General features: G+C 65.1%; 13 protein-coding genes. 6 read left to right on the top strand and 7 right to left on the bottom strand.

Features of this window, described 5'->3' with window-relative positions:
- Positions 1-73: 73 nt before the first annotated feature.
- Entirely contained in the window at positions 74-307 is a 234-nt protein-coding gene (locus tag KALB_RS46840; protein WP_148309631.1) for a hypothetical protein, read from the top strand.
- A gap of 116 nt (positions 308-423) precedes the next feature.
- Here the strand turns inward: KALB_RS46840 and KALB_RS46845 are convergent, their stop codons facing one another.
- The 3 genes from KALB_RS46845 to KALB_RS25580 form a co-directional block, all read right to left on the bottom strand.
- Entirely contained in the window at positions 424-1,275 is an 852-nt protein-coding gene (locus tag KALB_RS46845; RefSeq protein ID WP_148309632.1) for a hypothetical protein, read from the bottom strand.
- Positions 1,276-1,454: 179 nt separating this feature from the next.
- The gene (locus tag KALB_RS25575; protein ID WP_236650010.1) at positions 1,455-2,033 is read right to left on the bottom strand and encodes a hypothetical protein; all 579 of its coding nucleotides are present in this window, start codon (positions 2,031-2,033) and stop codon (positions 1,455-1,457) included.
- Positions 2,034-2,326: 293 nt separating this feature from the next.
- Positions 2,327-2,896, bottom strand: a complete 570-nt coding sequence (locus KALB_RS25580; protein WP_236650011.1) for a hypothetical protein — start codon at positions 2,894-2,896, stop codon at positions 2,327-2,329.
- Between the two features lie 148 nt (positions 2,897-3,044).
- Here KALB_RS25580 and KALB_RS25585 point away from each other — a divergent pair, with 148 nt between their 5' ends.
- Positions 3,045-3,776: a prepilin peptidase gene (locus tag KALB_RS25585; protein ID WP_081789491.1), complete on the top strand. Its 732-nt coding sequence runs from the start codon at positions 3,045-3,047 to the stop codon at positions 3,774-3,776.
- Positions 3,777-3,778: 2 nt separating this feature from the next.
- On the opposite strand, the gene KALB_RS45610 is transcribed toward KALB_RS25585, so the two are convergent.
- Together KALB_RS45610 and KALB_RS45615 are read right to left on the bottom strand one after the other, a co-directional pair.
- On the bottom strand, positions 3,779-4,177 hold the full coding sequence (locus KALB_RS45610; RefSeq protein WP_081789492.1) for a winged helix-turn-helix transcriptional regulator: 399 nt from the start codon (positions 4,175-4,177) through the stop codon (positions 3,779-3,781).
- The gene (locus KALB_RS45615; RefSeq protein ID WP_338033816.1) at positions 4,174-4,872 is read right to left on the bottom strand and encodes a GGDEF domain-containing protein; all 699 of its coding nucleotides are present in this window, start codon (positions 4,870-4,872) and stop codon (positions 4,174-4,176) included. The genes KALB_RS45610 and KALB_RS45615 overlap by 4 nt, the downstream gene beginning before the upstream one ends.
- Before the next feature lie 221 nt (positions 4,873-5,093).
- Between KALB_RS45615 and KALB_RS44230 the strand changes: the two genes are divergently transcribed.
- The 4 genes from KALB_RS44230 to KALB_RS44895 all read left to right on the top strand — a co-directional run bounded on the left by KALB_RS44230 (position 5,094) and on the right by KALB_RS44895 (position 8,981).
- Positions 5,094-5,774, top strand: a complete 681-nt coding sequence (locus tag KALB_RS44230) for a helix-turn-helix domain-containing protein (protein ID WP_025358559.1) — start codon at positions 5,094-5,096, stop codon at positions 5,772-5,774.
- A 62-nt stretch (positions 5,775-5,836) separates the two neighbouring features.
- Complete coding sequence (locus KALB_RS25600; RefSeq protein ID WP_025358560.1) at positions 5,837-6,394, top strand: hypothetical protein; 558 nt, start codon at positions 5,837-5,839, stop codon at positions 6,392-6,394.
- Positions 6,391-7,569, top strand: a complete 1,179-nt coding sequence (locus KALB_RS25605) for an MAB_1171c family putative transporter (protein WP_025358561.1) — start codon at positions 6,391-6,393, stop codon at positions 7,567-7,569. Before KALB_RS25600 ends, KALB_RS25605 begins: the two co-directional genes overlap by 4 nt.
- 44 nt (positions 7,570-7,613) lie before the next feature.
- On the top strand, positions 7,614-8,981 hold the full coding sequence (locus tag KALB_RS44895) for an FAD-dependent monooxygenase (protein WP_268872214.1): 1,368 nt from the start codon (positions 7,614-7,616) through the stop codon (positions 8,979-8,981).
- 528 nt (positions 8,982-9,509) lie between these two features.
- Here the strand turns inward: KALB_RS44895 and KALB_RS25615 are convergent.
- Both KALB_RS25615 and KALB_RS46850 read right to left on the bottom strand, forming a co-directional pair.
- Positions 9,510-10,241, bottom strand: a complete 732-nt coding sequence (locus KALB_RS25615; protein ID WP_042220795.1) for an endonuclease/exonuclease/phosphatase family protein — start codon at positions 10,239-10,241, stop codon at positions 9,510-9,512.
- A gap of 24 nt (positions 10,242-10,265) precedes the next feature.
- Positions 10,266-11,759 (bottom strand): helix-turn-helix domain-containing protein, encoded by a 1,494-nt coding sequence (locus tag KALB_RS46850; RefSeq protein ID WP_236650382.1) that lies wholly within the window; start codon positions 11,757-11,759, stop codon positions 10,266-10,268.
- Between the last annotated feature and the right edge of the window lie 118 nt (positions 11,760-11,877).

The following is an 11,877-nucleotide window of genomic DNA, read 5'->3' on the forward strand; positions in this document are numbered from 1 at the left end:
GTGCGTGAGGTCCTGCACTGTGAGGGGCTGGCCCACCGTGACAGGACGAGCCAGTGCCAGCATGCTTTCCCTATTGGCCACAAGCATTCCCGCGAGGACGCCGCCGGCCGCGCACACCACGATCAACAAGATCCCCAGGAGCAAGTACGGCACGCTGTGTCGCCGGCCGCTTCCGCTCAAGCGTGACGGAGCCTTGCTGGTGTTGTCGCGTCCACGCCATGGCCTTGTCGACGTTCGTTCCTTCGTCGTCGAGTCCGCACCACTCGAAACCGAGGTTATCCTCACCACCGACCTCCTTTTGGCATGAAGCCATCGCGACGCGTCGAGGTAGTTGTTCGACGTGCCCTTTGTGACAGGTGTTTCTGTTGTCGGGTAAGCGCCTTCGTGGGGAGCGAGGCTTGCCTCAGCCGGTCGAGATTGCGACTACCGAGACGCCTGGTTCCCCATGCCGTTGCTCTGCGAAGGCATGGTGCCGATCATCGGAGGCACTCCCGCCGCACCGATCATGTCTACCGCAGCGGCGGCCTGGTCACGGACCGCGCTGGTCGTCATCCGCACACTGGCAAGCACCGGTACGCCCACCAACCGGTGAGAGGTGTCCTGGCACAGCGCCAAGTTGAGTGCGCGTACCGCGTCGGCAGCCTCAGCCACGGTGGCGGTGACCGCAGCGACGTCTCGGTCCAGCTGGCCCAGCCCCGACAAGACGGCATCGGCATCGCCCACACCAGCAACGGGCTGCTGGTGAAATTGGGCTGGCTCACGCAGGGCTGCAGATCGGATCAGTACACCGAGTGCATCCCAGGCCGCGCGATGGAGATGTTCGCGGTGATCGGGGTCCAGCCAAGCCGTGCCCGGCTCACGGTGGATCTCCGAGATCGCTGTGACAAGCAACTCGGCGTTCGTACGGCAGTGTTCGGGCAGGTCGGCGAAATCATGCGCTCGGTAGAACAGATCTCCGTTTCCGCGGTCGGTGCGGGAGGCGAGGTGACGTCCGGAGCGCAAGTCGTGTCCCCAGCACCGGTAGTCCCACCACGCCCAGCATCCGCCCAGCCCGACGATCACTGCCTCAGCGGCCAGCCACGGCCACCCGAGCGGGACTGGACCGGGGTTGAACGTGATCACCGCCAATCCAATCAGCACGAATGGAACTGGTCGGACCAGCACCGCCTCCCGCAGTGCACGGCTCCGCAACCGAACCGGATCGGCCCCAGGACGCCACAGCACCCATTCGGTCCCGGTATCGAATTCGCCGTGTGTCACAGGTTCGGTCGTCATCAGATCTCCCTACCTACAAGCGATTCAAGTAGCGTCCGTACATGTCGTGCAGCAGCTGGCTGCTTGACTGGCATCCACACCTCCAGGCATCGGAGAAGTACGCCGAGTACTGAGTGGCAGCCAGGGGACGCGATGCGATGTGCTGGTGGCGGTGTCGAGATTGAACTTTCCGCTGCGGCTCAGCCGCTGTTGTTGACGGCTTGGGACTCCGCGACACGGAAGGCTGCGGTGCCGGTCGTAGTCAGGTCCGGGAACACCCCACCCTGACCCGCACCCGACCACCGCACGGCCCAGTGCACGGTCGCGGCAACCGGGAAGGCGTGCCCCGTCTGGTTCGCCGAGGAGGCGTGGTAGGTGTGACCGCAGTCCGGGGAGGACGCCTTCGGATCGTTGCCAGGCCGGAACGGCGTCCCCGCCCCAGCACAGGTGACCGTGTCGCCGTCACCCATCGACCAGGACACCGAGGTCGGCGTCGCCGTGGCCGTCACGGACACGCCTGGGACCGCCGCGGTCGCCGACACCGGCCCCCAGCCTTCCGGCAACCACAGCCAGGTTGGGAGATTCACCAACTGCTCGCCCATCGGGTTGGCCGCGATCGACACAGCGGGCAGCCGCAACTGCTTGCGCGCGACCTCGGCCAACTCGGCGGGCGACGGTGGAACTCCCCCTGTACTCGCTGGCGGCTGGGCGCCGAAGGGAACCCAGGTCAGGCTGTAGGGATCGGTCTGCCACGAGCCGTCCAGCAAGCACGAGCGCACGTACCACGTTCCTTGCTGCCCAGGAGGACCCGGCCTGCCCTGCTGACCGTCACCAGAGCCGCCGACCGACATCCACCGGCACGAGGTGCCCACCGGTGTCCCGGAACCTGAGCCATGCCCGGGATCACCACCTGAGCCGGAACCACCTGGCTTCCCACCGGTGCCGACCCCGATGTCACAGGCAGCAGACGGAGCCTGATGGCAACTGGTGTTCCCCCAGCCATCGGCGAACGCGGGAACCGTGAAGCAGGTCATGCCGATCACCATCAATGCTGGGATGTAGCGCCTCATGATCAGCACGTCCCCACGTTGTGAACTCCGAAGTCAGACACCCGCCATGCGCCGTCCGGCTGCTTCTCGACGACCGCGTTGATCAAACGCCGCCCACCCGGTGTGTCAGCGAGTTGTCCGTTGTCGGCACGGTGCCTCAGCCAGTGTGCGGAGTCCCCGCAGTCGGTGATGACGACCTTCTTCGGCCCGTTGGGCGGATCAACGGAGGCGACATGGGGGTTCAGGACCGGCTCGCCAACGGTCACCAACCCCGCATCGTGGTCAGCAAACAGGCTCCGTGTGAGGGTCGTCAGCGCGACACTGGTCGCGAAGTGGCTCAGCTGGGGATCTTGCCAGTTCGAGGTCTTGCCGGCCGTAACGAAGGCCGCCCACATCTGACGGTAGGTGTCGAGGGCCTCCTGTTCGGACTTGCCGACGGTCGTGGTCGATGTGGATGAAAACAGCGGAGGCGCCCCCGATCCTGTCGCAGGTGTACTTGGAGCTGAGTTCTGATCGCATGAGGTGAGGCCCACGGCGAGGATGGCCGCAGTGGTTGCCCACGTTCTGCTGGTGATCGATTTCTTCGCGGCCACGCGGACCCCCAGGAAGTGGTTTTTTCTGCGCTTCCTCAGGTCTACACCCTGACCCCTTGCTGACTTCAAGGTAACCAAGCACTCGCATTGAAGTGAGTATGAGATCCTCGCCGAGAGGTTCACTCGATCGGCTTAACTTCCGACTGAGATGTATCTGTCGATCTACACCAAGGCGCTGGACATGAACGGGTTGAGTTGTAACCTGCTGAAGACACCGATTCCGGATTGGAGGTGTCGTTGCGTGCATGTGCCTGACTTCGTTCTTGGTTGGTCGTGCGCCGGGGCGGCATTGGGTGCCATGCTTGGGCTGGTAGCACAATGGCACCTGCGCACTGCAGTCCTTGCTACACCGCAGACGATATTCCTCTGCGCAGCGACGACGGCCGCACTGTTCGGCGTGTCAGCAGGTCGCTTCGGTCTGACACTGGATGCGATACCGGTGACCGTGTTCGCCTTGTTCGGCTCGACGCTGAGCGTGATAGATGTCGCCGAGCAGCGGATTCCCACGCGGCTCGTGTCGTTGTGCTCGGCGACCCTTGTCGGCGTGTGCGTCGCGCTGGCTATAGCAACCGGCGACTGGCAGCCTGCGGGCCGAGCTCTGGCCGCAGCAGTTGGCCTCGGAGTCGCCTACCTGCTGCTTGCCCTCGCATCACGAGGCGGGCTCGGCGCGGGCGATGTGCGGCTCGGTATCGCTATCGGGGTCACAGCGGGCTGGTACAGCTGGTCGATCCTTCTCGTTGGCGCTCTGACGGCCTGGACCACAGCGGCGCTCGCGCAGCTTCTGCTGAAAGTCGGCTGCCGCAGTGACCCCAAGAGCACGACGATTCCTATGGCACCCTTCTTGATTCTCGGTCAGATCGCCGCGATCGTTTCCCTGTGAGCCTAGCGCGCCGCGACTGCGGCGGAGCCGATCGGCAACCGTGCTTGTTCCGAAAGGTCAGATGCCCACTCTATGGCAGGCGTCAACAGGGCGAGCAAAGACTCAGCCTTCGCGGTCAGTCGATACGTCACTGACTTCGGAAAAATCCCTGGCTCCTCGTCCCGAGACACCAGTCCTTCGCGTTCCAGGCGCGACAGGGTGCGACTGAGTACGGATTCATGAAGGTGGAGAGGATCGTCGTCCGGCCGCACGCTTGGCGGCGGATGGGAACGAGCGGCAGTCAAGACCTCGCTCCAATGCCGCGGCCCCGTTGCCAACGCGGACAACACAGCGCCGTCCCATTTCCCACTGAGGAGGCGGAGCAGGTGCCCAAGCCCGGTCCAGTAGGTCTCGTCGGTCATTGTGACTCCCGTTGAGCACCGAGTTGCCGCGGTAATGCCAGATCGCGCTGAGCTCGGCGCACCGGATCAGCTGAGCCGACCTCGACACGATCACGCCCATGGGCTTTGGCCGCACGTAGTGCGTCGTCGGCCGCGCCGACCAGCTCGTCGAGCACCACCGTCCGCCCCGGCGGGCACGCCGCGACCCCGATCGAAACGGTCAACCTCATCGACGGACCTCCGTCGAGGGTCCGCGTGTTGTGTTGAACGGCGGCACGGATTCGATTCGCCATCTTGACAGCGGTGGTTGCCTCCGTGTTCGGCAGGAGAAGGACGAACTCGTCGCCGCCGAACCTGCAACAGACCGGCGCCGGGTCGATGGCGCTGGTTGCTAGCCGGAGCGCAAGCGCCGCCGCCCGCAGTGCGCGGTCTCCAGCGAGGTGGCCAACGGTGTCGTTCAAGTCCTTGAACCGGTCCAGGTCAACCATCAGCACCGACATCGCCAACCCACGTCGACATCCAGCTGCGAGGATCGCAGGCGCTTGATCGTCCCAACCCCAGCGGTCAAGCAACCCGGTCACCCGATCGGTCCACTGGCGTCCCAACGGCTGGCCACACGATGTGCAGCGCACCTCTCTACCCCCAGGATCACCGAGTTCACGCGGCTGTCCGCCGCTGAGCAACGTCTGGGTCTGAGGCTGAGCCACGACGGCCACCGGTCCTCCCTGCCGTCCAGCACCAGGGCTCAACGGCGTGGCGTTCAATCAATTCCGCTGTTGTAGCGCGATCGCTCCAAGCTCGCCACCGTGGCGGAACATCTAGGTCAGGATAGGTCGCCAACCCACTGGAATCAACCACACCTGTGGAGTAACCTGGCCCTACGTCACACCAGTGGAACACTGTCAGTGGCTAGCAGATGCCGCCCGAAGGAGGCGTCGTGGAAGTGCGGCCGTTTGCCGACCTGCTGAACGAGGCATGCGCGCGTGGCCCACGCCGGTTCACCAACGTCGAGTTGGCCGGCGCGGTCCGCTCGCTCGGCGGCGAGATCACCCACACCTACATCTCCCAGCTCCGCAAGGGTGACCGCGACAACCCGACGAGTCGCACCGTCGAAGACCTCGCCCACGCCCTGGGCGTCCACCCGGCGTACTTCGTCGGAGGCCGTCACGAGCTAGCGGCTGGCGAGCACCCACGATGGAATCCGCAGCGGCTGCGCGACCTGTTCGAGTTGGTTCACCCGCCTGGTCGAGGTCCCTACTCCCCGGAAGAGGTCACGAGCTCGGTGGGCGCTGTCGGCGCGTACGGGAAGATCTCGCCTACCTACATTCGTGAGCTTATCTCAGGTACGAGCGACAACCCTCGACTCAAGCACATCCTCGGTCTGGCGCACCACTTCGGCGCGGAGCCGAGCTACTTCTTCGACGACCAGCTCGCCGGGCGTGTCAACGAACAGCTGCAGACCCGCCACGTCATGGAGAGGCTGGGGGTTAACGCCCTGATCCTGCGAGCCCACGAGGAGTCGCTGGAGCCAGCGATCGGCAGGAGGATCGTGGACGCCCTGGCGAAGGCCCTCAAGGTCGACAAGCCCGGCAAGGGTACAGCCGATACGGTCAATTGACGGCGATGCACCCGTCGATCGCCATCTGGCGCAGCACAGGAGATTCGGAAGGAGGTGGCGGTGTGAAAGGCAAACAGCTCCGAGCCCTGCGCGACGAGTTGATCAGCGACCTGGACCTGCCCACCTCCGCGACCACCGAGTTGGTCTGCGTGCGGCTTTGCGAGGTTATGGCTCAACGCCTACAGCGGGACATCCGGCTACGGTTCGACGACCTCGGCCACACCGGGATGAGCGGACTGTGGGCTCAGACCAACGACGGCGTACACGTCATCATCGTCACCACCACCCGCAGCTGGCTGCACCGATTGCTGATCCTGCTCCACGAGATCGCGCACATGCTGTGCGGGCACACCCCGATGCAGATGCAGGCCGACGAGAGCAACAAGATCCTGTTCCCCGATGTCTCCCCTGAGATGCTGCGCATCCTCGCAGGACGTACCTCCTTGAGCCCTCGTGAGGAGCGAGAGGCAGACCGGGTAGCAGGTGTTCTGACGCGAGGACTCCTCGACTGGGCGCGACAGCGCCAGCAGGGCAACGATCCTTTCGAGCCGTCCGCTGATGATGCCGTGGGGCGTCTGTCCCTTCAGTTCGGCTACTCACCCCAGCGGAGCCCGCGGTGACCGCCGACGTCCCCTACATCCTGTGTGCCCTGGGCACCAGCGTCCTGGTGATCTACAAGTTCCGTGCCTGGCGGGCCGCGTCGCCGGCCGGGCGCCCGGCGATCCTGCCAGTGTGGGTCTCCGGCATCTGCGTCGCGCTCTCCTTTCTCGTCTCGGCCCCCGCGGTCGGCGAGACATTCAACCGGGTGACCGGCGTGCCGAGCCTGTCGATCCTGGTTGTCAGCGTGGCTGCCACCGGCTACATCTGCACCGCACAGATCATGCTCTGGTACTGGCTTCGACCAGCTGCTACCGCGTCCAGGATCTCCCAGTGGCTCCTGGCAGGCTACGGAGCGGTCGTCGCGGCGATGATCGTGCTGTTCATCCTCGGACCACGCAGCGGAGCCCACCACCTGGACTTCCTCGCGGTGTACGCGAGCAGCGGCACGCTGGCGGCGTTCGTGGCGATCCACTACGCGGCCTACCTCGTAGGCATCAGCACCGTGCTCGTCATCTGCTGGCGCTGGTCCACCGGCGCCAGCGTCGCCGAGCGCCCCTGGCTGCGTCGGGGCCTCAAAATCACCTCAATCGGCCTGGCCGGGTCCGTCATCTACAGCCTGATCACCCTCATCGCGGTGATCATCGGCTGGACAGACCAGGACACCACGATCTGGACGATCACGATCGCGCCCCTGTTCTCGGCCTCCGGCGTCCCCTTCGTACTCGTGGGCATGTCCATCCCCACCTGGGGACCCCGATTGGCACACTTGCCCGCTTGGCTGAGCACCACCGCCCGTGATCTCCGCGACCTCCGGCGGCTCCGGCAGCTGTGGACGCTACTCCGCCCAGTGGACCCGGCGATGGTGCACCGCCACACGATCCTCGACTACTTCGACGTCAAAGCCCGGTTGTTCTGGCGCATCATCGAGATCAACGACTGGTTGCAGCGCCTCGGCCCCAGCGCCGCCTCACCGCAGCCGCAAGGCAGACACTCCCCGAGCCTGCGCTCCGACCGGCAACACGCAGCTGCCGAGGCCACAGCGATCCGTGCCGCCATCCTCGCCCGAGGACACGGCCAGCGAGGAGATCCCGCAGCAACACGACTGAACCCACAGGTCGAGCCCACCGAGACGCAGTACGCGTTCGCGACCGACCGCGCGCGTCTCCTCCTGATCTCGGATTCCCTCCGGGGCTGACTCGTCAAGTAGGTCGAGGCACAACACCAACCGTTGGGGGGAACTTGAGGCCACACGTTCTGGTCCTGGGTTGCGGCATCGCGGGAATGCTCGCCGCACACGTGCTGAGCGAACACGCTGACGTCACCGTGATCGAGCGCGACACGCTGCCCACGATCCCCCACGGACGTCGCGGAACACCACAAGATCGCCACACCCACGTCCTCGTGTCCGGCGGCGCCAGAGCACTGGACAGCCTCATGCCCAGTCTCACGGCGGAAGTCACGGCCCGCGGGGCACGACACATCCCCCTGCCCACCGACTACCTCCAGCACTCGGCAGGTGGCTGGCTCCGGCGCCTGCCCGAGATGCAGTACATCCTCGGCTGCAGCAGGCCCCTGCTCGAGTGGGCAATCCGCGATCGGTTACGCCGAAACACCGCCGTCGTCATCCGCGAAGACACCGACGCGGTTGGACTGACCACCGAACACGGTCGCGTCACTGGTGCACGGATCCAGGATCGCGCTACTGGGAAGGCTGAGCTGCTCCATGCTGCCCTAGTCGTCGACGCGACCGGCCGGACGTCACACCTCGGTCAGTGGCTCACCGAACTCAGTATGGCACCGATCCCAGAGGTGGCGATTGATCCACGGCTCTTCTACGCCACCAGGATCTACCGCGCGCCGAAACTGGTGAGCACCCGCTTCCCCGCGGTCAACATCCAAGCCGACCCGGACGCACCACAGGGCCGTCGCTCCGGGCTGCTGATGCCCATCGAGGACGGGCTCTGGAGCGTCACCATGACCGGCTCACGCGGGAACGAGCCTGGAACATCCGCTGACAAGTTCATCGCAGCGGCCCGGCGGCTCCCGCACCCCGTGATCGCCGACCTGCTCGACGCCGCGGAACCCTTAGGCCCTGCAGCGGGCTTCAGGCCGGACGCGAACAGGAAGAAGCTCCTCACACGCGGCGCGACTCCGCCGGGACTGCTAGTCATTGGGGATGCCGCCACGGTGTTCAACCCGGTGTACGGACACGGGATGGCGGTCGCAGCACTGGGCGCGGTCGCACTGCGCGACGAACTGATCCGCTACGGCCTCAACCCGCAGCACACCTGGAAGATCCAACGAAAGATCAGTGCAGCTGGCGACACCGCGTGGCGAATGGCAACCAGCCAGGACCTCCTCTACACCAGTACCACCGGTTCCTCGGGCCGTCTCTTCGGCGTACGGCTGCAACACCGCTTCCAGCAACGACTCGCCCGCGCTGGCACTGATGCGATCGCAGCCGCCAGCCTCGCCGTCTACACCCTGTCCGAACCGGTCTCACGACTCGGGGCACCGCGCGTCCTGCTCGACGCCCTTCGCGGAGGACCGCAGGAACTGCATGCTGAGCCGCCCTTCACCTCGACAGAACGCCAAGTGTTCGGGTGAGCGACTGGGTGTTCACGGAGTGAAGCTCGGAGGAGGCCGCCTACGACGCACCAGGGATGCATAAGGACACCGACGGTCGCGACGGGCTCTTTGTTTCAGTCACCAGCAGTAGCCCTCGGTCTCGTCGAGCCAATCGAAGGAGGAACAGTGCATCGGCTGGCAACCGCAGTACGAGGCGGTCGAGAGCTTCCTCGGTGAATGGTGTGCCGGTCCTTCCGCCTGTATCGGCCAATCAGCCCTCGTCGTTTCTCACGATCAACTTGGCAAACAATTGGACATCGACCAGAGCACACGCAACGACATGGCATTCGATCATGCCCTGTCCAGCCAGTGCGCAGATTGTCTCAGGTCGCGTTCCGGGAACCGACTCCTCAAACCCTACAGGTGGGCTGTGTCGAACGATGGGGCTTCTTCCCGCCCTCGGCGACCTACGGCCTTACCGAGACCGTCCAGGAGCTGATGGACGTGATGCAGCCAGCAGCCCAAGGGGCAGTCGGGCAAGTGGCACCGACCGGCCTCGCCGAATGATCAGCCGTGAACGACTCGCGCCCGCACGAGTATCGGCAGGTGATCGGATCCAGTACGGCTAAGGACCTCGGCCTCCAGGTTCACGCCTGGCCCAGCGAGGCAGTAGTCGATTGCCTCGTCTGGGGCTGCAGTCGGGTAGGTCGGCACGCCGGTGCTCGGTTCCACCGCAAGGTCGGGGTACTCGCTTGCCCAAGCCGAAGCTGGCATGTTGAAGTCACCGCAAAGAGCCCAGCATCCGTCGAGGCCTCCAGCAATGGCCATTAGGCGCCGTGCCGCGCCGGCACGGGTTTCGGCTTCCGACCGAGGCAGGTGCGTACTACCGGTCCAGATCGCTCCTGCTGGCGCCTGGACCTTCACGAACACCACTGACCGCGGTTCCGAGGGTTCGCTGCCGTCGTAGGTCCTGGTCGGCCACACCAGTTGCCGTTGCCGCACTGCGAGGATCGGTAGCTTGGTGAGCACGGCGTTGCCGAAGCCGCCGCGAGGTTCGTCACCACCGAACTCGAACGCGGGCGCGAAAACGGATGCGTAGCCGCACCGGGCGGCCAACTCATCGAGCGCTGACGGCTGACTCCACTCCTCGTCGACCTCGACCAGCGACACAACGTGCGGTTCGGTCGCCTGCAGGAGTTCCTCCACCGCTTCGAGGTTGGAACCCCCCGCATCGTCAAGCCAGGAGTGGATGTTCCAGTGCACCATACGAACGTCGAAGTCCTGAGTAGCCTTGCTCATCGTCCCCATCCGCTGGTGCTTGTCCTAGTTCAGCAGGCTGCATCGCGCTGCAAGACCGCGCAGGGCAGAACCTTGGCGTTCCGTGGTGAGAAGCTGTGGCACGAGTTGCCTGGTGAGCCGGTGGTTTCGCACTTCGTCGGGGGCGATCAGCTCGGCATGCGCCAGCGCTTCGACTGCACCATTGTCATCCTTGAGCTCGGCTCGGGTGCGCGCCACGTCGATCAGGTACCGCGCCTTCCGCTCGCCAAGTGATTCGGGTACTAGGTCAAGCCGCACGGCGGGAATGTGCCGGACAGCTTCACCCGGGTCGCCGAGCTCGATCGCGATCGCGACTCGATGGATCGCAACGTTGGTGGGGCCAAACACGGACGCTAAGTCGGTGCGGTCCTCGCCAAGCTCGGTCGCGCAGACTTCAGCAGCCTTGAGCGATGCGTACGCTTCGCGTCGGTCGCCTCGACGTGCTGACGCCGCTGCCGCACTGAGCAGCGAGGCACCTCGAAGTGAGATCGCTGTCCTCCGTTGCTCCCGCGGTGCGGCATCGAGGTGGACGGTCGCGAGGAAAGCAACTCGTGTCGCTTCGCCCAGGTTCCTGGCCCGCATGTGGACCTCTGCCAAACACCTTGTTGCTGCGGCTACCCGGAGCACGTCCTCGGCCTGTTCGGCGAGCTGGACGGCTCGCTGGGCTGCAGTCCACGCCCCGACGGCACTGTCGGCCTTGATCAAGGTCCAACCGGCGATCGCGTAGATGTCCGAAAGGACCTGCAAGACAACACGTTGATGATTGCCGGGTACTGAGATGCTCGCCGCCTCCGCGTACCCGAGAAGCCGCGGCAAGGAGCGCGTCAGCTCGGCATAATCGGAAGTCAGGGACACGGCCATCGCTCGATCAGCAATCCGGCGAAGCTTATGGAGTTCTTCAAGGCTCGCCATGTCGAAGGCATTGCACTCGGTCACAATTCTCCGGGCCGCGTCACCGGGGTTCAGCACTGTGCCGTAGATGGCAGACGCCCAAGGTGCGACAGCTGGCTCGGGTAGTGGAAGCGAGGCACCGGCTTCAGCGGGAGCCAGCGCTGGTGCAACTGTTGCTGCCACTCCGTACCTCAGCAGCTCGCGGCGAGTGAGCGGGGCCATGGCCACCTCTTCGACGTCACCTGCGACCGGTCCCGCCTGCACCACCGCCGCATGCTCATTGGCTTGCGCGCGCCACTGTTGCGCCCTGGATCGAACTTCAGCGAGTGCTGCTTCGCGTTCCTGTCGTCCGTGTTCGAGTCTGGCACGCTCCAACACATCGTACGCGGCGGTGAGCGCGCCATTGGCGTCAAGATGTTCATCAGCCCGCTGCCAGAAGGAGCGGTCCTTCGCCCGCTCGGCGGCCTCAATCTTGCTGATCGCTGTCCGATCGCAGTACAGGACCTTCCCGAGCTGCCCCTGGGTCAGGCAAGCCGCTTGGCGAAACGTGTTCAACCGCTGTCCGAGGGCACGACGAAGCTCGCGGATCTCTTCTGGTTCGCGGGCCATGTTCACCACTCCCCCAGTGATACCGGACTTCGGTCACAACTGAGCATATCTGCAGGTGACAACAGGTGTGACAGATGGCGTCACAGTCTGCTGCGCGTGGCATGTCACCCGCCAGCCT

The organism is Kutzneria viridogrisea DSM 43870, assembly GCF_000525635.1.
Lineage (GTDB): Bacteria > Actinomycetota > Actinomycetes > Mycobacteriales > Pseudonocardiaceae > Kutzneria > Kutzneria viridogrisea.